Source organism: Actinopolymorpha pittospori (assembly GCF_014873875.1).
Lineage (GTDB): Bacteria > Actinomycetota > Actinomycetes > Propionibacteriales > Actinopolymorphaceae > Actinopolymorpha > Actinopolymorpha pittospori.
Genome location: NZ_JADBEM010000001.1, coordinates 7036992 through 7061118 on the forward strand (window position 1 = coordinate 7036992; position 24127 = coordinate 7061118).

Consider the following 24127-nt stretch of genomic DNA (forward strand, 5'->3'; position numbering starts at 1 on the left):
ACGACGCCGACCACTTAGCCCGGATGCACCGACGATCTTCGTGGGCGTGGGTCTTGATCCGTTTTGTTGTTGGTGGCGCGTGTGAGGCAGCGTTGATGGCCGGACCTCGCGTGTCCGGTTGTCCACTGGTTGGTCTCCGGTCGGGCCGTGTGCGGCGGGTGGTCAGTAGGTGATCGCTGTGGGTGGGTCGCAGGTTGCGGTGAACAGGTCGGTCCATCGGTTTTGCCATGGCCAGGCGAGTGGGAGGTGGAGTGTGAGGCGTCTGGCGGAGGTCGCGATCCGGGCCGGGACGGTGACCAGTGTGCGGCGGATGGTGGCGGTGGTGGCTTTGGCCAGGGCTGGGCCGGTGAGGGTCGCGGCGGCGCGGGTGAGGTTGAAGGCCATCACGGCAAGGACGAGCCAGGCGGCGTTGGCGGCGAACTTCCCGGATGGCAGGTGGGCCAGGGCCGAGTTCTTCAGGTCGGCGTGGACTTGTTCGATGATCGCGTGGTGGCGGTGGGTCTTGTCCGCGGTCACCGTGTCCATCACCCCTGGATCGGTGGTGGTGAAGAAGGCGTGGAAGCGCCAGGTGGTGAAGATGGTGTCTTGGCCTTGGTCGGCTTTGGGGTTGAGGTCGGGGATCCGGCGCACGATCAGCCGGCCCGGCACCTGGTCAGACTTGCGGGCCGAGCAGAACGCGGTGAACGGTATCTCGGCGACCTCGGCCCGAGAGATCCAGCACCCGGTGGGCTCGTCATAGACCGCGTCGGTGTACTCGATGGTCGCCCAGGCCGTCTCCTCGATGGAGGCGATGGCCTTCTTGACCGTCGTGTCCAGGCGGAGGGTGACCGAGACATCCGCGCCGGCGTTGATCGCGGTCACGATCGTGGCCCGGCCGTAGAAGGCCGAATCGGCCCGCAACAGCGGCCGCAACCCGGCATGCTGGCCTAGCTTGTTCACCGTGGCCAACGCGTCAGCCACCAGCCGTCTCGCACCCCGCGCGGACCCGCATGAGCCTTGGCGCAACCGCTGGCCCACGATCACCGGCGCCGCCTGGCCGGTCGTGACGGTCGCCAGCAGCGCGTTCAGGCCACGGATCCCGGAGTAGCCGAAACCTGAGCCCTGCTTGGCATAGCCATGGACCTCGATGATCGTGTCGTCGATGTCGATCAGCACACGGCCCTGGGGGTCGCCCAGCCCGGCAACCAGCCGGCTGTGTTGGGCCAGGCCCGTCAAGAACCGGGAGGCGACCGCATCGAGTTGGCGGACATGGCCGAAGGCGAACGACCGTAGGAACGATCCCAGCGTCGACGGCGCGTAGGCGCCGGTGAACAGGCGGGGCATCCCACCGTGGCGGAGCAGGCCCATGTCGGTGATGCTGTCCGCTCCCGCTGCCATCCCCGCAACCACAGACGCCACCTTCAACCCGGCGTTCGCGCCCTTGTCCGTTGGCACACTCAGATGCGAATCGGCGAGATCCTGCAGACCTGCCGACTCCGCCAGCCTCATCAGTGGAACCAGGCCCGCCGCCGACACCAGATTCGGCTCGTCGAACACCGCAGACACCGCTGCAACAGTATGAGAGAGTTGCACTCCAGAGATGCCCTTCCGTGCTGGATAGATCGAACCCTAGATAAGTCCGATCATCCCAACACGCAAGGGCATTCTCGCGTCACGACCCGCTCACCACACGCTGATCATCGGTGCATCCAGGCTTAGGCAGAGCAACTCGGCCGGAGCGGTGGCCTGAGGTGACCTAGCGAATCCCTGGCTGGCCAGCGCTAATGGCACGCGGATGGCACGGCTATCTGACCTGCAGGAACGGGCAGCAGGATCACGAACTGTAGGACCGGTCTCAAACGTCGTCGGCCAGCTGCTCGTCGTCGCGCAGATACCTCTCAGGATCGGACGTCGCACGCACAGGTGCTCAGTCCGACTCCCCCCCACCACGGTTCGGTGACCAACACGCGGGTACTCGGCATCGAGCTACGGATGCTCGCCAGGAGCACCTGGGCCTGGACCCGCCGGGTTGACCAACGCCGGGTCCCGACGCCAGGCAAAGCCGCCCGGTCATCGGTCCGGATCCGGGCGGCCTCGTGGCGGCGCTGTTGGGCCCAGTGATCACGCCCGAGGGTCCCCTGACCGGGCAGCTCGCGGGCGATCCTTTGAGCGAGTGCCTTCGCAGCGTGTTTGGTGTCCGGTGACAGGCGTCGAGGCCCTTTTTCGGGCGGTGATTGGTTGGTTGTACAGGCTGGCGCTCTTGTGGGTGATGGTTGACATTGTGTCGTTTCCGCATGATGATCGGCCCGTGGCGTTGACCTGACGCCGAGCCTGCGAGGACTCGCCCCAGCCGGGCCTCGGGATGGCGAAGGGGAATCTGCCCTCACGGTCGGAATCGGTTCAGGCCTGTTCGAGTGTCACGTTGCTGGGGAGCGAGGACACGTCGAGGAGGCTTGTCATGACCAAGCAGAGCAGCTTCAAGCGCGCGGTGCGTGAGCGAGCCCGCGCAACCGGGCAGCGGTACACCCAGGCACGCGCCGATCTGGAATTGGCGAATCGGCAGGAGTTCATCCATTCCCGCCCGTTCGAAGAGGTGCCGCTGAAGGCCCATCTTGAACAGCAGTACGGGATCGAGATCAACTCGATCCTGCCGATCGATGACGATCCGGCCACGCGTCCAGACGGCTCCTGGCCCGGTCACTATCCCTCGACCCTGGTCGTCAAGCACGTCGACGGTCAGCAGTGGATAGCGCGGATCTTCTCCTCATCGGCCGACCGGGTCAGCCGCGTACAAGGTGACGCCGAAATCCTGCAGTTCCTTGCCGCGCACGACTTCCCGGCCGAACGGATCGCCCGCGATGATCCCGTGACAGCCCTTGGCGGCAAGGGAATCATCGTCACCAAGTTCATCGACGGCGGACGCCCGAGCGCCGGCTCCCCCGCCGTCTGGCATGAACTTGGTGATCTCCTGGGTCGGCTGCACACGCTTCCCGCGGCCGGTGGCGCTGTCTCCCGGGATGGTGGTGCCGAAGAGCACGACGGCGGCTTCCATGTGGGGCGGCCGAAAGAGGATCTGGCGGCCGCGATGAGCTTCCTGATCAGCGTCGAGAACGACGTGAACGCCGCGGGTCGCGAGAAGTTCGAGTGGCTGCGCGACCAGGTCGAGAACGCTGACGACGCCGAAGGCCTGCCCGAGGCGCTGACCCACGGCAACTATCACCCGTGGGCCGCCGTCGGCACACCCGGCAACCTCTCGATCGTTGGCTGGGCAGGATCCGGGCGCGGTCCCCGCCTGCCCGCACTGGCCTGGCTTCTGCGCACCGCAGCCGAACACAACGCCACCGAGAATATTGCCGCGGTCATGCATGGCTACTCCCAGCACGTCCGACTCAGCGATGACGAACGCCAGCGGCTCCCCGCGATCCTCAACATGCGGGCGCTCTGGCTGGAATGTCTCGGCTTCCGGATGACCGTCAACGACGGTCGCGTTCCGGCCATGGACGAGGGATGGATGCGGCCGAACAGCCACGAGCATGCCGAACGTGTGGCGGCACAGGCGATCGCTGCAGTGCGGAACTGAACCCCGTGGCCCGACAACGCAGCCGACCAGCGGCCGGCAAGGCTGGCGGGGTGGACCGCCACGTCCTCACAGACAGAGCAGTCCAGCGCTCCCGTGGAATGAAGCGGCGCCAGCCGGATCGGATTCTTCGGGTGCAGGGCGCCGCTGAGCACAACCTGCGCGAGGTCAACGTCAGCTTCGGGCCCGGGCTGACTGCCGTGGTGGGTGTGTCGGGGTCGGGTAAGTCATCGCTGGCGTTCGATGTGGTCTATTCGGAGGCGCACCGACGGTTTGTCGAGGCGTTGGCCCTGGGTGGGACCCGGGCTCGGGTGCCACGGAGGTGGTCCCGGCTCCGGAACCCCATTCCGACCGCGAGCTGGTCGGTGCATCGGGCGGGCCCCCGCCACTCCAGGAGGCCGCGACGCAGGAAATCACGCTCCTCAGCGTTCAGATCAACCTCTACAGCCTCGGTCATGACGGCAGTGTCCCACCAGGCGCCGCCGACCTCCGGTGCGCGGACAAGGAAGGAGCGGCGGGCTTTGGCCGGTGGCCTGACTCGGGTCGCGGAGACCGGGGGACCGTAAGCTTCCGCGGCTCGGGCGGGTTCCTGTCCTGCCCGTTGTTGCCCGAGGCGGTCCCCCGGTCTTAGCCTCGATCCGTAAGTTCTTGGTTGGCCCGGGAGGGCTGGGTGTGGCTGAGCCTTGATCGCCCTTGATGGCTCCCATGGATTGGCCGCCCGGCTCCTCCTGGGGCGCCTTGACTGCTGATTGAGATGCGCGTTCTGGTCGCTGTTTACGGATCTGTCGGCGGGGAGTCCTTCGGGCCACGGCAATGTTCGTGTGCTCGAAGGAGAAGTTGATGAAGAAGCGGATCCCGTTCGGCTGGGTGGGCGTCGATGTCGGCAAGGGTCATCACTGGGTCTGTCTGATCGACGAAAACGGGGCGACCGCCTGGTCGGCGAAGGTCATCAACGACGAGGCTGCGATCCTCGACGCGGTTGGCAGCGTGCTCGCTCGGGCTGAGGAGGTCGTGTGGGGAGTCGACGTCACCGGGACCATGTCGGGGCTCCTGCTGGCACTGTTGGCGGCGCACGGTCAGCGCGGCAGGTACGTGCCTGGTCGAACCGTGAACCAGATGGCGGGCGCCTACCGCGGTGAAGCGAAGACCGATGCCCGCGATGCATATGTCATCGCTGAGACGCTTCGACACCGTAGCGATCTGCAGGAGGTGGAGGTCTCCACTTCACTGGTGAGCGAGCTGCGGCTGCTGGTGACCCATCGCAGCGATCTGGTCGGCGACAGGGTCCGCATGGTCAACCGGTTCCGCGACGTGCTCAGTGGCTACTTCCCTGCCCTGGAACGGTCCTTGGCTACGCCCACAGCCGCGGCGCGCTGGCTCTGCTGACCGGCTACCAGACCCCGCAGGCGATCCGTCGGATCGGGCAGTCGCGGCTGCGGGCATGGCTGGTCAAGCGCAACGTCCGCAGCGCTGACCAGATCGCAGCCGCTGCCCTGGCCGCGGCCAAGGCCCAGCAGACCGTTGTGCCCGGGCAAGACGTCGCGGCCAGCATCGTGGCCGACCTCGCCGCCCAGATCCTGGCGATCGGCGCTCGGATCAGCGATCTCGACGCTCGCATCACCACCACCTTCCGCGCGCACCCTCAGGCCGAGATCATCGAGTCCCTCCCCGGGCATGGGCCCGATCCTGGGCGCCGAGCTCATCACCGCAGCCGGGGACCTGAGCGGCTACGCCGACGCCGGCCGGCTCGCCTCAGCTGCCGGGCTCGTCCCCGTCCCGCGTGACTCCGGACGACGCACCGGGAACCTGCACCGGCCGATGCGCTACTCACGCAAGCTGCGCAAAGTGTTCTACCTGTCCGCCTCCGCGGCCATGATGCGCGAGGGACCCAACCGCGCCTACTACCTCAAGAAGCGTGGACAGGGACTCAAACACACCCAAGCACTCATCGCGTTGGCCCGACGCCGCGTCGACGTCCTGTGGGCTCTACTCCGCGACAACCGGGTCTTCGAACTCGACACGCCCGCAGCTCGAACGACTTGACAACTTCATTGAGAATCCGTGGACTGATGGCTGGTCGTCGGCGGGTCGGGATACAGGTAGTGCCTTCTGGGTCGGGAGAATCTGGAGTGTCTAGGTCCTGATCCCACCCGATCCAAAAGGCACTGAGAGTGAAACTACCGTACGGGTGGTCGCGGACCACGCTGGTGTTCGATGAGCAGAATTTGGTGTCGTGTGCGGGGTTGGTTCCGGTGATGGCGCTGGCCGAGCGGGCGGGCCTGTCGGAGCTGGTCTCCAGTCGTGTCGTGATCGCGGAGACGAGGGTGAGGTCGGCGGCGGCGAACCCGGCGGGCAAGCTGGCCTCGATCGTCGCGGGGATGGCTGCTGGCGCGGACTGTATCGACGATCTGGATGTGATCCGCTCTGGTGGGATGCGTCGGCTGTTCGCTGGGGTGTATGCGCCGGCGACGCTGGGCCAGTTTCTGCGGGAGTTCACCCACGGCCACACCCTGCAGCTGGCCTCAGTCGCGCGGGCCCATCTGGTCAACCTCGTCCAGGCCAGCGGGCTGCTACCCGGTATCGGGACACAGGCGTTCATCGACATCGACTCGCTGTTGCGCCCGGTCTATGGGCACGCCAAGCTGGGCGGGAGTTTCGAGCACACCAAGATCGCCGGCAGGCAGGTGCTGCGCCGAGGCCTGTCACCGCTGGCCACCACTTTGAGTACCAGTGACGGCGCGCCTGTGGTGGCTGGGATCCGGCTCCGCGCCGGACGGGCCGCCTCCGGCAAAGGCGCGGCGAGCATGGTGGCCGAGGCGATCGCCACCGCCCGCGCCGCCGGCGCGACCGGCGCAATCCTGATGCGGGGCGATTCGGCCTTCGGCAACCACGCCGTGGTCGGCGCGTGTGTGAAGGCAGGCGTCCGGTTCTCGGTGGTGCTCACCAAGAACCCGGCAGTGACCGCTGCGATCGCCTCCATCCCCGAGCACGCCTGGACACCGGTGCACTACCCCGGTGCGGTCACCGATCCCGACACCGGCGATCTGATTTCCGACGCCGAGGTCGCCGAGACGGAGTTCACCGCGTTCACCTCGACCAGGCACCCGGTCACCGCCCGGCTGATCGTGCGCAGGGTCCGTGACCGCGCCCGCGACCAGGAGCTGTTCCCGGTCTGGCGTCATCACCCGTTCTTCACCAACAACACCGAACCGACCGCGCAGGCTGACATCACCCACCGCCGGCACGCGATCATCGAAACGGTGTTCGCCGATTTGATCGACGGGCCGTTGGCTCATCTACCCTCAGGACGGTTCGCCGCCAACAGCGCCTGGGCGATCTGCGCAGCCATCACCCCAACCTGCTCCGCGCCGCCGGCACCCTCACCAGCCCCCGCCACGCCACCGCCCGCGGCGCTACCCTGCGCCGCCACATCGTCACCGTCCCCGCCAGAATCGCCCGCCCCGGGCGCCGGAGAGTCCTGCACCTACCCGAGCACTGGCCCTGGGCAGAACAGTGGAACAACCTTTGGCACAACGTGTTCCGGCCCGCGACCGGGCCGCCACGCGTCACCTGAAACTAGCCACCCGCCGCCAAGGCCCGACCAGAGACCAAAGGAAAGCTGGGCAGACCAGCACACCAACCCTGCCCACGCCAAACCCACCACCAACCACCGCAAACCGAGATCACCAACCCGCCCGGTCCACGGATCCAGGCTTAGGGACCCGACCCGAGGGAGGTGGGTAAAGCCTGACGGTCCGGCGACCACCTCAGCCACCGCTCCTTACCCGTCGTGTCGCCCGGTGAGACCGAGGACGGCGCGCCAGCGCCGCCCGCAGGGCGGCCGGGCGGCTGCGCCGCGTCAGCGGCGCCTTGACTTCTAAGAGGTCAACACAGCAACGCAGAGGCCAGGCCACGCGTCGAGTGCCACCTGATGCGCGACACTCGACTTCTAAGAGGTCAACACAGCAACGCAGAGGCCAGGCCACGCGTCGAGTGCCACCTGATGCGCGACACTCGCGCTAGGTGCTGTGCGACAACCGGGCTCGCGGGACGGGCCGCCGACCAGAAGCCCGCGGTCAGGCCGGAGGAAGGGCCTCGACGGCGTCGAAGATGAGTTTGCGGGCTGAGTGGCCGGTGACTGCGTCGTTCCACAGTCGGTCCATCACGCGGGCATAGGCGGCGGCGCTCTCATGCGTATGCGTGGTCTCGCCGACGAACGTCTCGACCATTGCGGTGTCGTCGTAGATCTGGAACGAGTTCTGCGGCGTGGTGGACAGCGGGATCCCGAACGGGATGATGCCGAAGCGGATGTTGGGAGTCCCGATGACGGTCTGGAGTCGGTCGAGCTGTCCGCGCATCACATCCGGTGGGGCGATGAGGAACCTCGAGACGAGGGGACTCGAACCCCTAACCCCTGCCTTGCAAAGGCAAATCCAGGACTGACGCCCAGCTGAGCGCTCGATCACGCCGCCGAACACCCCGGGGTTCCGCCCGTTGTTAACCGCCGTAGACCATGAAGGCCTGTGGGATCAGCAACCCGCATTGGCTTGGGCTGAGAGTGGACTACCTCGTGCGGGGACAGCTCGGGCCGGGCTTAGGTGTAGGCCCGCGCCTGCAGGGTGAACAGTTCGGCGTAGAGGCCCGTCGCGGCCATGAGCTGGTTGTGGTCGCCGACCTCGACGATCCGGCCCTTGTCCAGTACGACGATGAGGTCGGCCATCCGTACGGTGGAGAACCGGTGACTGACGAGCACCGTGACGCCACCGACCTCCCGCGCCGCCTCGGACGCGCGGGCGAACCGTTCGAACAGCGTGTGCTCGGCCTCGGCATCCAGTGCGGCGGTTGGCTCGTCGAGAACCAGCAACAGTGGCGTAGGGCGCATGAAGGACCGCGCCAACGCCAGGCGCTGCCACTGGCCCACGGACAGGTCGACACCACCCGTCCACGCGGCGCCGAGCTGAGTGTCCAATCCGGCCTCCAGGTGGGCGACGACATCGGTGGCGTCACCGCGTCGCAGCGCCTGACGAATGGCCCCGACGTCACCTCGGCGAGGGAGATCGCCGACGCCAACGGTGTCGGAGGCGCGGAACTCGAACCGGTCGAAGTCCTGGAAACCGGCACTGGTACGAGTCCGCCACATGTCAGCGTCGATGTCGGCAAGCTCAGCGGTGTCGACTCTGATGGAGCCGGTCGTCGGCTCGTAGAGGCGAAGGAGAAGCTTCACCAGCGTCGACTTCCCGGCGCCGTTCTCGCCGACCAGAGCCACGCTGCTCCCAGCGGGCAGGTGCAGGTCGACGTCACGTAGCGCGGGGGCCTCCGCCTGCGGGTACTTGAACCCGACCCCTGCCAAGGTGATGCCAGTGCGCAGCACGACGGGTGGCTCGCCGCCAGTGGCCCGCTCGAGGTTCTGCTTGGCGTAGGTGACGAGCTCTGCGTAGGCCTTGAAGTCCCGCCACGTCCTCGCGGTACCTCGGACGTGGCCGGCGACCGTGCCTGCGGTCTGGTCGACCCGGGCGGCGAGCAGCACGATCAGGGCGATGTCGCCGGACGGTGCGAGGCCGTTTCGTACGAGCAGGACGATGTAGACGATCGCCGCCCCGTAGCCGAGCCCGAACGCCAACCGCGCGGCCAGCTCGACGACCAGGCCGCGCGAGCTGGCCTCTACCATCTCCTTACGCTCGGTCGCCAGCAACGAGCGATGGTGGTCGGGGAGCAGCTCGGACAGGCCGGAGGTCCGGACCTCCACGCCGTGGCGAGGAGCCGTGGCGATTGACTTCAGGCTCGCACGCATTCGACGGTGGACAGCTACCCGTTGCCGTGCGTCCTGCTCCCACCTGCCGGCAACCGTGCCCGACCAGACCCGGAGGAGTCCGAGGACCGGGAGCACCAAGAACTCCTGTCGTACGCTGGCCAGCAAACCGAACGTGGCAACGACCTCCAGAACAGTGACCATCGTGGCCACCAGTCCAGTGCTGATAAGGCCCATGTCACCGATCCGGCTGCGCAGGTATGCCACCCGATCGGCGAGGGTGGGATTTTCGTGATGCGCGACGCCGGGGATCCCTGAAACCAACGACATCAGCTCTCGGTGGATGTACACCTGGCCACGATCATTCACCGTCGCCTCGATGGGATCCAGAACGGGCGATGCCAGCACAGTGAGTGCGAAGCCGCCGATCAGGAGGCCGGCTCCCACCTGCATGGACACGAGACCGGCGGTATCGCCCCCGATGACGGCGTCGATGACCAGCTTCACCCCGACGAGTGTGACCAACGGAGCAAGGGCCCGTATGGCCGTTAGGACGAGCTGAACACAGGTCAGCTTCGGGCTTGGGCCGAAGCCGGCAGCAAGCCAGAGACGCAGCGGAAGCAGGCGGCTCGGCGCAGGGCCATACATGGTGTCAGTCTCAGGCATCCTGGTCTCCTGACCGCGAACCGCTCGCGCTGGGGACGGCCGCGTACCGGTCCGCCTGCAGCCTGAACATGCGCGCGTACCGGCCACGAGACGCCATCAGCTCCTCGTGCGTGCCGGACTCAACGATCTGTCCGTCGGCCAGGACCACGATCCGGTCGGCTGGGCGTACGACGGAGAACCGGTGGGAGATGATCAGCGACGTGACGCCCGCGGTGTGCTGGAGGTACTGGTCGACCAGGGATGCTTCGGCGCGGACGTCGAGTGCGGCGGCCGGCTCGTCGAGAACCAGCACCCCGGCGCCGTTCTCGATCGCCGCCAGCGCCCGCATGAGGGCCAGCCGTTGCCACTGACCCGTCGAGAGGTCGACCCCGCCCTCGAACTCCGCGGACAGCACCGTGTCCCACCCACCCGGCAGTCCCTGGATGAGTTCGTCTGCATCTGCCCGGCGGGCAGCGTTGACAGCCGCTCGTAGTCGCTCCGAAGCTGTCCGGTCCGACGGTGCTGAACGCAGTAAGACGTTCTCGGTGACAGACATCGGGAGACGGGCGAAGTCCTGCACGATAGCGGCGACCTGCCCCTGCCATCGCGCGAGTCCGGCCCCATCCAGGGTCGCCAGATCGATGCCGTTTGCCAGCACCCTGCCCGACGTCGGGCGGTAGACGCCGGTGAGCAGCTTGACGATGGTGGACTTCCCGGCTCCGTTGACGCCGACCAGGGCGAGCCGTTCGCCAGGCGCGATCCGCAGCGAGAGTCCGCTCAACACCTCACGGTCACGCCCGGGGTAGCGGAAGCACACGTCCTCAAAGACGATGTCACTGGCGCCGTCCCAAACAGGCGACACGACGCCTTGAAGCCCGGCGCCGTGTGGTGCGGCGCCGGGAACTGACGGGCCCGGTTCGTCCACCCTGGCGTCCAGGTCTCGTAGCGCGCGCAACGCCTGACGCCCGGTCTGCCCACTGCCCAGGCCCGAGTTCCACCACATCAAGGCGCCAAGCGTCTGCGGTACCACGACAAGGGCTGGGATGACGGTGCTGACCTGAGCGACCGACAGGTCCCCTCGACGGGCAGCGCTGAGGGCGTACACGATCCCGACCAGCAGAGCGGCCGCGTAGACCGCGATGGCCGCGGCGGTGATCAGGGCCGTGCGTCTGCGAGCTGTCCAGACCGTCGCCATGGTGGACTTCCACAGCGCCACGTAACGATCCGTCAGCCAGGACGACAACCCGAACACCCGCAACTCCTTTGCGGAGCGGCCCATCGCAAGGTCGAAGACGTACTCGGCCCGACGCTGCCCTTCGGTGTCACTCGCCCACACCGCGCTCTCCGTCCTGCGCAGATGAGCGAGCCACACCTCCACCAGCAGGGTGATCCCGACCAGCAAGCCCGCATACCACCAGCCGAGGATCGATCCGATCACCGCACACGTCCCCAGTAATGACGTGTGGATGGCCGCCAAGCCGATCTGGGACGTGACAGCAAGGCTGATCGACGTCCAACCAACACCTGCCGAAGCCGAGTGCAGGTTGTGCACGATCGGGTCGTCAAGGTGGGCGACACCGCGTGGCCGAACGAACGGCATCAACCGCGCGTCCTCGGTCTCCGCCTCTGTCGTGGTGCGTAGGGCAGTCTTCAGGTGGTCCATCACTAGCGGCAATGCCGAGCTCGCCAGGAACGTGGCGACAAGCAGACACACCAGGACGACGAACTGTGTGGCCGCACCGCCGCTCCCGGAGGCGAACCGACCCCCGGACCCGATCACGAGTCCCGCAAGCGGGAGCATCGCCACCCAGCTGAGTGAACTGAGCACAGCGGACCCCAGGGCCAGGAGCAAGAGGCCGGGTGCGACACGGTATCCGTACGCAAGAACAGTCAACATCAACAGCCCCCCGCGAGCAGGGTCGAGCAAAGTCGACGACGAGGAAAGCTGGGCAAGACAGAACAAAGACGCATCAGTGACCTCCGCGAAGAGAGCTGATGCGGTGGGCCCCGAACGGTCGAGCGCGCTATCGGTTTCGGCGAGGCAGCACCGCAGATGTCGAACCAGACACGGGAACCACCTCCAACCGGACTACGACCTGCCGCCGGACGATACCAGGTTCGCCCCGATCCAGCACCGGCTGACATCCGGCTGCGGACATCGTAGGGATTCCCATGCATACGCAGGCCCATGGCCTGTCGCGGCGTGTCCGGCCAGACCCGATCCAGCTGACCCCAAGCCGTCGCGCGAGGGTCGTTGTCATGACCGACATTGACCGCTGAGTACCCTGGTCGGCTCCGGTCTGGGGTACAGGGAGGGCCCGTGGCCGTTCGATCCCCTGTAGCGTTGGGCGGCTAGTGCTCGATAGCCAAGATGGAAGGGGGCGGCGCCGCGCTCGCCGCCGCCGCGTCACTGATCGTCAGCTCGACGAGAGCGGTGCACTCCGGCAGGGCACATTCACAGTCGAACGTGCGGATCACGCTATCCGGATCGACGGTCGTCAGTGGGCGCGAGGATGGGCTGGCGTACTGGTTGACGAGCGCCTGGTTCGCTTGCCGGATAAGACTTCGCCTCTCCTCGACGGTCGTCGCTGTAGGGCCTTTGCCGATACGAGGCGCGAAGACCCGTTCGATCTCAGCGATCGCCTCTTCCACGGACAGATGATCGACGGCGATGGTGGCGATGCCGGTTTCCGCGAGCTGCTCGATCGTCGGTTCCATGGCCTGCAGGTAAGACCAGGGGACTTCGCCGCGGTGCCGGACCCGCAGCCTCGCGACCTGGACATCCCTCGACGGGAACAGCCAGACGGCCTGATTTTCAGGCCTCGCCATCGCCGGGGTAATCAGTCCTCCCTCGGCCACGATCAGCGGACCCGCCGGGAGCGAGCGCAGATCCTCCATGATCATCTGCCGGCGGTCGTAATAGTCGGCACCCGGACCACGGGCCGGTAGGTCGACGCCAGCCGCAAGTGCCCGGTCTCGATGCACCCACGTCTGGGTGTCGGAGCTGTACCGGCGCAGGCCGTGACGTCGCGCCAGGAACCGGGCAGCCGTCGTCTTACCGGCCCCAGCCGGTCCACCGATCCACAGCACACTCGGCAACCCCATGAGACCCACTCCCCCGAACCATCCGACCAGCGCCGTCCGCGCCCCGGATCACGAGTCTGCGCCATTAGACGTCTGAACATACGCCGGGCCCGCTGATTCCGGCATCGCTGGCCGTGGCTGCTCCCTGTGCGTGTGGGCTGCTGAGGGTCGTTCGGGGGCACCTCAGGGGCATCGTTGGTCCCTCGGCCCAGGCTTGGCCATGCCACCTGTGCAGCGGGTGCAGCTCGTCGCGAGGTAGAACCTCGCTACTTCCTCGGCCGCGGCGAAACAGAATCGCGGCCTGGCCGACGTCTGCGTATCATCCGCGGGATGATCGGGTGTCTGCGATCCGTGCCGACCACAGCTGCGGTGGCCGAGCTGATCGGCCGCCAGTACCGCATCGACGTGATGGACTGCCTCCTCGTTCGGTCGTTCGTCAACGACGTGTACGAGGTGAGAGCCGGGGACCGTCTGCGGTACGTGTTGAAGGTCTATCACCACGGCGGCTGGTCGCCCGAGGAAGTGAGATGGGAGCAGGAACTGGTGGCACACGTCGCCGCTTCCGGGGTGGCCGTCGCCGAGCCCGTTCCCCTGGTCGACGGACGGTTGTCGGCGAGGTCCAGGCACCCGAAGGTGATCGCCCCTTCGCACTGTCGGTCTTCGTCGAGGGGCGTAAACCGCAGCCGCCATGGACCGACGGCCTCTATCGCGAGTTCGGTGCCCTGATCGCTGGGTTCCATAAAGCCGGCGACGGATTTCGTACCAGGCGCCCCCGCCGGCCATTCGATCTGCGGACCACGCTGGAAGAGCCCCTTCAGTCCGTGCTTCCCCGGCTGATGAACCGGCCGGCCGATCAGAAGCTGGTCGCCGACCTCGGCGACGACGCGCGACGGCAGATCACCGACCTGGCTGAGCAAGGCTTAAGCTGGGGGGTCCGACACGGCGACGCCAGTATGGACAACCTCCACCTCACCGATTCCGGGATGGTGCTGCACGACTTCGACCTCGCCGGCATGGGTTGGCGGGCGGCCGACCTCACTGGCGTGTTCACCGGCCCCCGCTCCTCCTTGCATTGGGAGGCGTTCCTTGCCGGGTACACGGCGGTCGCTGACCTCACCCCCGCTGATCTTCGTGCCGTTCCCTGGCTCGCGGTCACCGGACTGATCTCCAACCTCGCGTTCCTTCTGGTGGAGGGTCCGTCGTTTCGCGGCACGGAGGCGCTGGACGGCAGCCTCTTTGAGCGAGAGCTCAACAGTCTGAGAAGCCTCGCAGCGACCAGCTGACGACCTGGCCGGAGTGGAGGCCGGAGACTGGCATGCGAGGAGGACGGGACCCGTGCCGACCGCCGACGCCAGAGGCGCCCGGTCAGCCGAAGAGGTTCCTGTTCTGTTCTATCCACCTGATGTGCTGTTCGAGCTGCTCGGGATACCGGTCTGCCACCATCGCGATCTGGCGCTCGTAGCCCTCTGTGGCGAGCCTGCGGACAGTCTCTATGGCGCCCAGTTGGTTCGCGATCACGGCGTCGACGAGCCAGTCAGTGGACGTCAGGCCGTAGGCCTCCGCGAACAGTTCGATGCGGCGGTGTCTGTCAGGCGGTCCTTGGTAGCGGAGTGCCTTGACACAGTCGGCATCGGTGCGGAACGGCGCCATACATTCCAAGGCGTAGGCGACATCGCGTTGTGGTGGGCCCGGACTGGCGTACTCCCAGTCCAGGAGCCCGACCGGTTGGGTTCCTTGCCAGACGATGTTCCATGGGGCGAAGTCGCCGTGGCAGACAACCTCCCCTGGTCCACCCGTCCCGGCTACCCCGTTGAACCAGACCGGCGGCCGTTCCGGTCTCCACAGCGCAACCGTGTCGTGGTAGGCCCGCATCATCCTGGCCGCTGCCGCTAGTCCTTTCCCATCGGCGACGCTGGACCAACCCTCAGCGCCGGAGTATCCCTCGATGTAGCTGAGGATCTCCGTACCGTCTTCGATGCCAACCACCCGTGGCGAGTAGGGAAAGCCGGCCTCCTGCAGATAGTTCAGGAGCGCGTGCACGGCTGGTGTCCAGGGCTGGATCGGGTGCCGGACTGTCGCCCCGATGCGAAGGACGGGCCTGTCGGACCTGTCTGAAAGCACCTCGTCGTCGGTCACCTGTCGGACGGCACCGGCAGCGTCCAGCGAACTGACACCACCATCCGTCGCGGCCATCTGCCCGGCGAGCCCGGAACGGCGCCCCCGGCGCCGCCCTCGGGGCTTGGCCGGGTGACTCGCAGGGTCACGGACAAAGGTCGTGCCGCCTCGACCTCCTCGGGGTTGTGAGGGTGCGCGGTCCGCGACCATCACCGCGTGACCAGCACGGCGCTTGGGTTGGCCAGGACCCACGCGGCGATGCGGAGAAAGCGGGTGAGTGCCTGGTCATGGAGTTTCTTGACCGGGTTGCGCGCGTAGCCAGCGATGGCTGGTTCGTACAGTGGCACGGCTGCTATGTAGGCCGGCAGTGCTCGGCGTTCCAGCTCCGTCAGGGTCGTATGCGCTGCGTCCTCGTACTCGCCGAGGAGGTCCGGCACCTTCTCCCATGGGAATGCCTCGGCGCTACCGCTGTCGTCTGGCCGTAGCACCATCCAGGCCAGGGAGTGTGCCAGATCGTGGATCCGTGGTCTGACCGCTGTGAACCCGAAGTCAAGGTAGGTAGCTGCACCGGTTGCTGTGGGCCGGATGTTGCTCAGCTTCCCGTCACCATGGATGAGCTGGTTGGGCAGCGCGGCCGCCGGGATCCACTGCGCCGTGAGTGGGCCGAGCAGTCCGCGGGCGGACCGGGCGACGCCTCGTGCGTAGCTGTCGTGCCGCACGGCCTCCTCGGTGGCGGCCATCCACCGGCGCAGTGAGCCTGGCGGGGCATAGGTGGAGATGACGGGTTTCGGGACCGGGACGTCCACCGCGGCCAGTGCCCGGTGGAGTCGGCCCATGCTGCGCACCATCCAGACGTAGGACTCCCATGTCGGAGCGACGTCCTCGTGGCGGATGTAGGTTTCCAGCTCCGCCCACCCGTTCCCACACCGTTGGAGCTGCCTGCTACCGATGGCGCGTGGCTCTGCAACGACCAAGCCATCGTCAGTGAGGCGATGCCGCAGGCTCTGCAGGGCAAGAAGCCGCCGGTGCGACACGAAGGGCTGATGAACCCGCAACACGAGATCGACGGGACGCAGCCACAGGTTAAGGCTCAGACAACCGCCGAGATCCGTGACCGTCGAGCCGCGAGCCACCACCTCGACCAATCCACGCACACCCGGCTGCCCCGCCGTCGGCCTGTCGAAGTCTGCCCACCACGCCCGCATCCGCGATCCCCGCATGCCGCCGACCATGCCGCATCCGCGACCGGTGCACCAATCCAATAGGCAGCCCAGCGGTCCGGCGACTTCGATCAGGCTGGCGAGCGGTGGCGCATAGCCGACCTCTACGGTGTCTCAGCGACACCGCATTGGGACGCCTTCGCCGCCGGCTACACCGAGGTACGAGGTCTGAGAGGAGCCGATCTTGTCGCACTCCCGTGGTTCCGCGTCGTCAGCGGGGTCTTCAACCTTCGGTTCCACCTCGTCGACAAGCCCGCGATGCGTGGCACGGAGTCGCTTAGCGAAGGATGGGTGGATCAAGGGCTGGACGGGCTGCGCAGCGCGGCCAGCGAACTTGCTTGCCTGAGGGCTTCTCTCCTTAAGTTGCGGCGGGAGAAACCGGCTCTCCACTCTTCGAGGAGGACCATGGCTGAGGAGCGGCTTGAGGGCGGGAACATGGGCGGTGCAGTGCGGGCAGGAGACACGGTTCGCCGCTCGGTCGGTCCCTGGACGCCGGCCGTGCACGCGCTGCTCGCGCATTTGGTGGACAAGGGGTTCACCGGCGCCCCGCGACCCCTCGGGTTCGATGAGCAGGGTCGCGAGGTGCTCACCTTTCTGGAGGGCGAGACGGTCGGAAGCCGCAGGCCGCGGCCAGCCTGGGTGCACGCCGAGGACACCCTTGATCAGGTCGCCCAATGGATGCGCGCCTACCACGAAGCCGTCGCCGACTTCATCCCGCCGCCCGGCGCCGTCTGGCGCGGGAGCGGAACCTGGTCACCGGACCTGATCATCGCCCACAACGACGCTGCCACCTACAACGCCGCCTGGCACCAGGGCAAGCTCACCGGGTTCTTCGACTGGGACTTCGCCGGGCCCGCCACGCCGGAGTGGGACCTGGCCCTCGCCGCCTTCAGCTGGGTCCCCCTGCACTCCCGCCACGTTGTCGCCGCCGAGGGGTTCACAGACCTCGCGGCCAGGCCCCGCCGCCTCCACCGGTTCCTCCGTACCTACGGCTGGTCAGCAACAGCCGGAGAATTCCTCGATGTGGTCGAAGCGCGCGTCAAAGCCCACACCGACAGCATCCGCGACCTCGCCGCCTCAGGAGACGAGGCCTTCAGCCGACTGCTCCGCCAAGGCATCCCGGACGCCCTCGACCAGGCGATCGCCGAACTGGCAAGCTTCCCGCGATAGTGCGCTCACCGACTCCAGTGCCGCGCGCCCAGGTCCTCCGCCTCCGCGGTCTGCGCCCAGCCGGGCACCGCCACGGCCTGTGGTCGAGCCTGTACGAGTCGAGCGCGGCCTCCAGCACGATCTGCTCACACGAACCCCCGCGCGAGGGCAGCGGCTGGCCGACCCCACCGGCGTCATCTCCGTGTGCGGGCAACCCCTCGGACTCGGCCGCGCCTACGCCCGCCGCACTCTCCTCGTCACCGTCTCCACCACCACTCTCGCCGTCGAACCCGACGTCGGCGACACCGTGGCGCGGCGCTTCGTGGTGCTCACCATCGCCGCCCCCTGACCGCGACCGCACGACTTCTGCGCACACCGCGCACCAAACCCGCCGCGCCGATGGACCGACACGTGGCCGTTCGGTCTCGGCCGCCTTCTGACATCGAGGCATGATCACTTGCGGTCGGTACCCCACGCTGCCAGCGTTGCTGACGACGAATCGCTTCTCCATCCGTGAACACGGACGCGTGAACGGCCGTCACGTCGGCCCGGGCCGTCCCTGGAGGTTCCCCATGCCGAGAAGGTTTCCGGTCATGCTCGCTCTCCTGCTCGGACTGGTGTCCGCCACGGCGGGCCTGACCGGCTCACGACCGGCGGTCGCCGACTCGGGCGGTGAGGTCATGTACCGGGCGCAGTCCACGAACGAGGCGAACATCTACGCCCGCGTGATCCGACTCCAGCACGCCGGCCCTGTCAACGGCAGGCTGCTGGGTACCTTCGAACGGCACCACGACGACGGCACTCCCGCGCAGTTCGTCATCCGCAGCAGCGACGACGACGGGGCGAACTGGTCGACACTTGCCACGGTGAGCGACCCGCAGACCGGGCCGGGACATCCGGTCTCCCGCATGTGGCAGCCCGCTCTCTTCGAGTTCCCGCGCCGGCTTGGCGATCAGCCTGCCGGCACCCTGCTACTTGTGGGCAACACCGTTCCGGCCGACGGGTCGTTCACGCAGTTCTACAGTTGGCGCTCGCAGGACCACGGGCGAACCTGGACACCGGTCGGCCCGGTCCAACGCGGAGGCACCTTCGGCAAGGGCATCTGGGAGCCGTTCCTCATACTGGACGCGCGCGGACGACTCGTCATGCACTTCTCCGACGAACGCGACTCACCCGCACACAGCCAGATGCTGGTGCAGATCGTCTCGACCGACGGGGGTCAGACCTGGGGCCCCGTAACGCGTGTCGTCGCCAGCGCCGTACCGGCGGACCGGCCCGGCATGCCCACGCTCACCCGGATCGGTGACCATGGAAAGTATGTGCTGAGCTTCGAGGTGTGCAGTCGGGCGAACTGCGAGGTTCGCATCAAGTACTCCCCTGACGGCACCCGATGGGGGTGGGCCGAGGATCTGGGTGAGTGGGCGGTGACGACGGACGGCCGCTACCTCGGCCACAGCCCCTACATCACCTGGATGCCGACCGGCGAGGACAGCGGGGACCTGGTGCTCGCGGCCCAACGTGTCTACTCCGTGGTGGGAGACGAGCCGAGCGGCGAGGACTATCGCGCGGTCCTCCTCCGGGCCGACGACGGACGAGGGCTGTGGTCGTGGGCGCCCGCGCCGTGGCGCGTGTCGAACACCTCCCCTGGCTGCAACGCCAACTACAGCCCACACCTGCTCCCCGGTCCGTCAGGCCAGCTGCGCCTCACCGCACCGACCAGCGTCGGTGACTCCGGGCCATGCAGTGAGGGCACGGGCACGGCCCAGATCGGCACCCTGCCCTACCAGGACCGGTTCGCCGAAGCCGGGCAGGCCGGCTGGGCGGACTACGGTGGCTGCTGGAGCGTGCAGGGAGACACGTACGTGGAAAGCTGTGGGACCGATCCCGCGGTCGGCCCGAAGGCGCTCACCGGATCCACCGGATGGTCGGACTACACCGTCGCCGCCGAGGTCATGGTCACCTCCCCCACCGGAGACGCCGGCATCGTGGCCCGGCTCAGCGACCCGTCCGTGGGGGCCGATTCCCACCAGGGTTACCTCGCCTTCTTCGACCTCGGACAAGACACCCTCACCATCGCGCGCCAGGACCACGCCTACCAACCGCTGGCCAGCGTGCCGGTGCCCGGCGGACTGCGCTCCAACACGTGGTACCGCCTGTCCTTCACAGTTCGCGGCGGCCACCTCACCGCGGCCCTCACCCCGTCAGACGGGAGACTGCCCACAAGCGTCACGGCGAACGACCCGTACCTGTCGTTCCCCACAGGCATGGTGGCCCTACGCAACCACGCCGGCACCGCCGCCTACCGCCACGTCGAGATCACCCCGGAACGGAGTTGAGCTCCAGGGGCGGGTACTACCCGAACACGGGTCAGGCCAGGACCAGCAGCAACGAACGCAAACGTTCTCACCGAGTGAGCGCCCGAGTGCAGCCCGATCAGCTCAAGTCGCCGCCCGTGCCGGGGCGGCAGGCTGCGGTCGGTCGACCTACCACCCCCCTAGCGCCGTCCCCGCGCCGCGTGTCAACGACGGCTGAAGTTTGACCCCCTGGCGTCGGTTGAATGTTGACCCCCTTTGGGGTGGTTATGGTTGGTCGTTGGTGGCCGCGGGGACGCGGCCGAGGTCTCGGTTCTTGAGTCTGTAGCTGTCGCCTTTGAGGGCGATGACGTCGGCGTGGTGGACGAGTCGGTCGATCATGGCTGCGGCGACGGTGTCGTCGCTGAAGACTTCGCCCCATCGGCCGAACGGCTTGTTGGACGTGACGATCAAGGACGCGCGTTCGTAGCGGGCGGAGACGAGTTGGAAGAACAGGTTCGCCGCCTCGGCTTCGAAGGGGATGTAGCCGACCTCATCGATGACGAGCAGCGGGTAGCGGCCGAGGCGGATCAGCTCGGCCTGGAGCCGGCCGGCGGTGTGTGCTTCGGCGAGTGTGGTGACCCACTGGGCGGCGGTCGCGAAGGCGACTCGGTGGCCTGCTTGACAGGCTCGGATCGCCAGGCCGACGGCGAGATGGGTCTTGCCGGTGCCGGGCGGTCCGAGCAGGACGATGTTGTCTCGTGCGGTCACGAAGTCGAGGGTGCCCAGGTGCGCGATCTGTTCACGTCTGAGGCCACGGGCATGGTCGAAGTCGAACTCCTCCAGGGACTTGCGTGCCGGGAAGCGTGCGGCGCGGATGCGTCCCTCGGCGCCGTGGGCTTCTCGTGCCGCAACTTCGCGGGCCAGGCAGGCAGCGAGGAACTCCTCATGTGACCAGTTCTCTGCCCGGGCCCGCTCGGCTAGGCGCGGCACCGCCTCGCGGAGTGTCGGCGCCTTCAATGCCCTTGTGGCGTAGGCGATTTCAGCGGTCAGGTCCCGACCGGTCTTGCTGGTGGTCGCACTCATCAGGCCACCACCTCTGGGGTGTCAACCAAGCCTTGCGCAGCTGCCCCGGGATCGTCGAGGCCGAAGATGGCGTCGTAGTCGGTGAGTTGCCGCTGCTCCACCATCTGCGCTCCGGCAGGCTCGCGAGCCAGGGTCAACCTCGCCGAGCGCAGGGCCGCCGCGGCGGCACGGTGGTCGGGATCGGTGAGGGTCTGATGCTTGGCCCAGCAGCGTTCGTGGTCGGCGACGATGCGTCCCTCACACAGCACACGCACCCGGTCCAGATCAGCGACGACCTCGACCCGGCGGCCGATCACGCCCGGGTGGACGGAGTAGTCGTTGCCGTCCAGGCGGAGGTAGTGGTCACGCGCGAGCCTGGTCGATGCCCGCCAGCCTGTGGCCGGGGCTACCGGTGGCAAGGCCAGCATCGCTGCCCGGTCAGCGCCGATCCGGTCGGTGGCCGCGCAGCCAAGTGCGCGGCGATGCCGACCGTTGGCCAGCCCCAGCCACCCGGCCAGTTGGGTGTTGAAGTCGGCTGGGCAACTGAAGCTGCGGCCGGGCAGGAACGAGGTCTCCAGGTAGCCGTTCGCCCGCTCCACCAGCCCCTTGGCCTCAGGATCGGCCGGTCTGCAGATGAGCACCTTCGTGCCCAGGGTTCCCCGGAACGCCTGGGCCTCGGCAGTGAGCTCGCTGGCCCCGCGCCGCCACCGGCCGACCGCTCCCTCACCGTCCCACACCAGCGTGCGTGGCACGCCGCCCAAGCCCGACAGGAGCCGCCACCAGCCGACGAACAGATCTTCCCCGGCCCTGCTCGGGACCAGCATCGCGCACAATGTCAATGGCCAAGTGCGTGTCCCCGCTGGTGGCCATCTAAAAGTCCCCGTTCCTTGTCGTGATCAGCTTGTTGTGGGGTGGTTGCCTCCTCGGGTTCGGGCTTGTCGCATGCGGTAGCTCTCCCCGTCGGTGACCACGGTGTTGCAGTGGTGGAGGAGCCGGTCGAGGAGGCTGACGGCGGTGGTGTGTTCGGGTAGGAACCGGCCCCATTGTTCGAAGGGCCAGTGGGAGGCCACGCCGAGGGCTCGGCGTTCGTAGGCGGCGGCGATGAACCGGAAGAGGAGTTGGGTGCCGGTGTTGTCCAAGGGCGCGAAGCCGAGTTCGTCGATGATGACGAGGTCGTTTCGGAGCAGGGTTTCGATGGTCTTGCCGACGGAGTTGTCGGCGAGTCCTCGGTAGAGGGTTTCGACGAGGTCGGCGGCGCATGTGTAGCGGACCCTGTGGCCGGCTTGGACGGCGGTGACGCCGAGCGCGACGAGTAGGTGGGACTTTCCTGTGCCGGCCGGGCCGATCAGGCAGAGGTTCTCCCTGGCCGGGATCCACTCCAGGGAGGTGAGGTAGTCGAAGGTTGGTTGTGGGACGGAGGAGACGCTCAGGTCGTACTCGTCCAGAGTCTTCATGACCGGGAATGTCGCGGCCTTGAGACGGTTGCGGGCGTTGGAGTCCTCCCTGGCGGTGATCTCGGCCTCGACGAGAGTGCGGAGCAGCTCCTCCGGCGTCCAGCGTTGGGTCTTGGCCGTGCGGAGCAGTTCGGGGGCGAGCGTGCGCATCGCGGCCAGCTTCAGCCGGCGCAGCCCGTCGGTCAGGTCCGCTGGTAGGGCGGGCGGGGTCGCCGCGGTCATGAGCTCATCTCCTTTGCAGGATTGGTGGTGGGTTGGTTGTGGGGGGTGGTGGGTGTGATCGCGTAGTCGGCCAGAGAACGGGTCGGGACCGGCGGGAAGTCCAGCACAAGGGCCTCGCCCGGTTCGGCTGGCTGTGGTGTGCCTGGCCCGGCGGCCAGGATCGAGCGGACATCGCTGGACTTGAATCGGCCGAACGCGACGGCTCGCCTCAATGCGTCCAGCACGGCGTCGCGGCCGTGGGCGGCCTGCAGCGCGGCGATGTCGGCGAGCTCGCCCTGCAGGCGGGAGTTCCCGGACGCCGCGGCGCCTTTGATGAACGCCTGCGCGGGCTCACCGAGTGCGCAGAAGTCCTTCTCTGCTTGGGTCTTGGCTCTCACCGCGCGCGCCGGGACGTTGGGCCGGGGGCCGCCGTAGTGGTCGTCGATGATGCTGGCCTCGCCCGGTGCCACGAGCCGGTGCTCGGCCAGGACCTGCCCGGTGCCGGGGTGGAGGATCACCAGCCTGCCCCCGCCGGTCTGGCTCGCGGCGGGGCTGGTGTCGGTCACCACCTCCACGGTTGCGCCGATCATCGATGTTGGCACTGAGTACCGGGCCGAGCCGAACCGCACGCAGGAGAGCCGGTCGACCTTCCGGCAGATCGCAGAGCCCAGCCGCGGGCGCAGCGAAGGCAGCTCGCCCAGCTGCCCGCGCTCGATGCCAAGCCGCTCCGCCGGCACAGCCCAGATCTCTGAATGCCGTACAGAGTTGACCTCCTGGCACCACTGGGCCGCGGCGGCGTTCGCCGCGGACAGGTCGCCTAACGGTGCCTGCGGAAGCAGCAGATCGGTCTTGGCGTAGCCGACCAGCCTCTCCACCATGCCCTTGGACTGTGGATCCGCGGCCTCGCAAAAGTCCGGGCGGAACCGGTAGTGGCCGGCGAACCGCACATACTCAGCCGTTGGCACCACGACGTTCGCGACGATGCCGGCGCGCAGGCACCCCATCCGGTCCGCGAGCACCACCGTAGGCACGCCACCAACGGTCTCAAAGCACTCGGCCAACAACCCCAACGTGGTCTCGGCCCGCTCGTTGGACGCGAACCGGACGAACCGGAACCTCGACCACGCCAGGACCGCGCAGAACACGTGCACCCCGAGCTCGACTCCCCAGTCGATCAGCAGATGCTGGCCCGGCGCCCATACCCCGGGCCTGCGTCCACGGTGATTGTCCTTACGCCATTGGCCTTTCGCATCCGCCACCAGACGCCGGAAGTTCCGCGCCGACCCGGCATACCCGGCCGCGACCGCCACCGGTAACAGCCGCTTGGCCGAGATCCTCCCGCTCGTGGCCTCCACCCGTGCGGCCACCAGGTCAGCGACCTCGTCATAGTTGTGCCCGCGCGGCTCGCGCTCCGAGGCCACGTCCCCGCCGGCCTCCTGCCGCTCGATCACCCGTTTCACGGTCTTGTGAGACACGCCGCACATCGCGGCCGCGCCCCGATACGTGCCTACCTCACGGTAGGCAGCGATGATGTCCATACGTTCCCTCGCAGAAATCACTGGGGAGCTCCCTGAGCGGTGCGGTGACTGGCTAGACAC

At 67.6% G+C, this 24127-nt stretch carries 16 protein-coding genes, 1 tRNA gene and 3 pseudogenes; 8 read left to right on the forward strand and 12 right to left on the reverse strand.

The genetic code is table 11. From position 1 onward, the window contains the following. Positions 1–162: 162 nt before the first annotated feature. Complete coding sequence (locus HEB94_RS32735) at positions 163–1572, reverse strand: IS1380 family transposase (protein ID WP_192753430.1); 1410 nt, start codon at positions 1570–1572, stop codon at positions 163–165. Positions 1573–2437: 865 nt separating this feature from the next. Between HEB94_RS32735 and HEB94_RS32740 the strand changes: the two genes are divergently transcribed. The 3 genes and pseudogenes from HEB94_RS32740 (at position 2438) to HEB94_RS32750 (ending at position 7130) form a co-directional block, all read left to right on the forward strand. Continuing rightward, on the forward strand, positions 2438–3559 hold the full coding sequence (locus tag HEB94_RS32740; RefSeq protein WP_192753431.1) for a phosphotransferase enzyme family protein: 1122 nt from the start codon (positions 2438–2440) through the stop codon (positions 3557–3559). Positions 3560–4396: 837 nt separating this feature from the next. After that, positions 4397–5599, forward strand: a pseudogene (locus tag HEB94_RS32745) (IS110 family RNA-guided transposase). Positions 5600–5727: 128 nt separating this feature from the next. Further along, a pseudogene (locus tag HEB94_RS32750) lies at positions 5728–7130 on the forward strand (IS1380 family transposase). Positions 7131–7632: 502 nt separating this feature from the next. Here the strand turns inward: HEB94_RS32750 and HEB94_RS32755 are convergent. The 5 genes from HEB94_RS32755 to HEB94_RS32775 form a co-directional block, all read right to left on the reverse strand. Further along, positions 7633–7989, reverse strand: a complete 357-nt coding sequence (locus HEB94_RS32755; protein ID WP_337918572.1) for a Scr1 family TA system antitoxin-like transcriptional regulator — start codon at positions 7987–7989, stop codon at positions 7633–7635. Next, positions 7941–8017 (reverse strand) — tRNA-Ala (locus tag HEB94_RS32760). Before HEB94_RS32760 ends, HEB94_RS32755 begins: the two co-directional genes overlap by 49 nt. A 133-nt stretch (positions 8018–8150) precedes the next feature. Beyond that, a complete protein-coding gene (locus HEB94_RS32765; protein WP_192753433.1) occupies positions 8151–9971 on the reverse strand; it encodes an ABC transporter ATP-binding protein in 1821 nt (606 codons plus the stop codon). Next, entirely contained in the window at positions 9964–11751 is a 1788-nt protein-coding gene (locus HEB94_RS32770) for an ATP-binding cassette domain-containing protein (protein ID WP_238362793.1), read from the reverse strand. The genes HEB94_RS32765 and HEB94_RS32770 overlap by 8 nt, the downstream gene beginning before the upstream one ends. Positions 11752–12302: 551 nt before the next feature. Then, entirely contained in the window at positions 12303–12854 is a 552-nt protein-coding gene (locus tag HEB94_RS32775; protein WP_192753435.1) for a hypothetical protein, read from the reverse strand. A 549-nt stretch (positions 12855–13403) separates the two neighbouring features. Between HEB94_RS32775 and HEB94_RS52845 the strand changes: the two genes are divergently transcribed. Together HEB94_RS52845 and HEB94_RS51440 are read left to right on the forward strand one after the other, a co-directional pair. Then, positions 13404–13760: a phosphotransferase gene (locus HEB94_RS52845; protein WP_192753436.1), complete on the forward strand. Its 357-nt coding sequence runs from the start codon at positions 13404–13406 to the stop codon at positions 13758–13760. Next, a complete protein-coding gene (locus HEB94_RS51440) occupies positions 13685–14317 on the forward strand; it encodes a phosphotransferase enzyme family protein (RefSeq protein ID WP_273378529.1) in 633 nt (210 codons plus the stop codon). Before HEB94_RS52845 ends, HEB94_RS51440 begins: the two co-directional genes overlap by 76 nt. Positions 14318–14399: 82 nt before the next feature. On the opposite strand, the gene HEB94_RS32790 is transcribed toward HEB94_RS51440, so the two are convergent. Together HEB94_RS32790 and HEB94_RS32795 are read right to left on the reverse strand one after the other, a co-directional pair. Continuing rightward, a complete protein-coding gene (locus HEB94_RS32790) occupies positions 14400–15170 on the reverse strand; it encodes a phosphotransferase family protein (protein WP_337918089.1) in 771 nt (256 codons plus the stop codon). Positions 15171–15358: 188 nt separating this feature from the next. Next, positions 15359–16369 carry a phosphotransferase gene (locus tag HEB94_RS32795; protein WP_192753438.1) on the reverse strand — a complete coding sequence of 337 codons (1011 nt, stop codon included), beginning with the start codon at positions 16367–16369 and terminating at the stop codon, positions 15359–15361. 405 nt (positions 16370–16774) lie between these two features. Here HEB94_RS32795 and HEB94_RS32800 point away from each other — a divergent pair, with 405 nt between their 5' ends. From HEB94_RS32800 to HEB94_RS32810, 3 genes are all read left to right on the forward strand, one after another. Beyond that, positions 16775–17539, forward strand: coding sequence for a phosphotransferase (locus tag HEB94_RS32800; protein ID WP_192753439.1), 765 nt, complete (start codon positions 16775–16777; stop codon positions 17537–17539). 79 nt (positions 17540–17618) lie between these two features. Next, positions 17619–17867, forward strand: coding sequence for a hypothetical protein (locus HEB94_RS32805; protein WP_192753440.1), 249 nt, complete (start codon positions 17619–17621; stop codon positions 17865–17867). 244 nt (positions 17868–18111) lie between these two features. Further along, positions 18112–19854 (forward strand): exo-alpha-sialidase, encoded by a 1743-nt coding sequence (locus tag HEB94_RS32810; protein ID WP_192753441.1) that lies wholly within the window; start codon positions 18112–18114, stop codon positions 19852–19854. Between the two features lie 243 nt (positions 19855–20097). Here HEB94_RS32810 and istB (HEB94_RS32815) read toward each other — a convergent pair whose 3' ends face one another. From istB (HEB94_RS32815) to istA, 4 genes and pseudogenes are all read right to left on the reverse strand, one after another. Further along, positions 20098–20895, reverse strand: coding sequence for an IS21-like element helper ATPase IstB (istB, locus tag HEB94_RS32815; RefSeq protein ID WP_192753442.1), 798 nt, complete (start codon positions 20893–20895; stop codon positions 20098–20100). Next, positions 20895–21707 (reverse strand): annotated as a pseudogene (locus HEB94_RS32820) (Mu transposase domain-containing protein); the annotation flags it as partial. The gene istB (HEB94_RS32815) and the pseudogene HEB94_RS32820, both read right to left, overlap by 1 nt. Positions 21708–21770: 63 nt before the next feature. Then, positions 21771–22550, reverse strand: coding sequence for an IS21-like element helper ATPase IstB (gene istB / locus HEB94_RS32825; protein WP_192753444.1), 780 nt, complete (start codon positions 22548–22550; stop codon positions 21771–21773). Next, positions 22547–24088 (reverse strand): IS21 family transposase, encoded by a 1542-nt coding sequence (gene istA, locus HEB94_RS32830; RefSeq protein ID WP_192753445.1) that lies wholly within the window; start codon positions 24086–24088, stop codon positions 22547–22549. Before istA ends, istB (HEB94_RS32825) begins: the two co-directional genes overlap by 4 nt. Positions 24089–24127: the final 39 nt, after the last annotated feature.

What these genes read in the sequence shown, in the direction of transcription:
- HEB94_RS32740 (WP_192753431.1), top strand. Translation starts at nt 2,438, where the DNA reads ATGACCAAGCAGAGCAGCTTCAAGCGCGCGGTGCGTGAGCGAGCCCGC.
- HEB94_RS32765 (WP_192753433.1), bottom strand. Translation starts at nt 9,971, where the DNA reads ATGCCTGAGACTGACACCATGTATGGCCCTGCGCCGAGCCGCCTGCTT.
- HEB94_RS32770 (WP_238362793.1), bottom strand. Translation starts at nt 11,751, where the DNA reads ATGCTCCCGCTTGCGGGACTCGTGATCGGGTCCGGGGGTCGGTTCGCC.
- HEB94_RS32775 (WP_192753435.1), bottom strand. Translation starts at nt 12,854, where the DNA reads ATGATCATGGAGGATCTGCGCTCGCTCCCGGCGGGTCCGCTGATCGTG.
- HEB94_RS32795 (WP_192753438.1), bottom strand. Translation starts at nt 16,369, where the DNA reads ATGCGGGGATCGCGGATGCGGGCGTGGTGGGCAGACTTCGACAGGCCG.
- HEB94_RS32800 (WP_192753439.1), top strand. Translation starts at nt 16,775, where the DNA reads ATGGCTGAGGAGCGGCTTGAGGGCGGGAACATGGGCGGTGCAGTGCGG.
- HEB94_RS32810 (WP_192753441.1), top strand. Translation starts at nt 18,112, where the DNA reads ATGCTCGCTCTCCTGCTCGGACTGGTGTCCGCCACGGCGGGCCTGACC.
- istB (WP_192753442.1), bottom strand. Translation starts at nt 20,895, where the DNA reads ATGAGTGCGACCACCAGCAAGACCGGTCGGGACCTGACCGCTGAAATC.
- istB (WP_192753444.1), bottom strand. Translation starts at nt 22,550, where the DNA reads ATGACCGCGGCGACCCCGCCCGCCCTACCAGCGGACCTGACCGACGGG.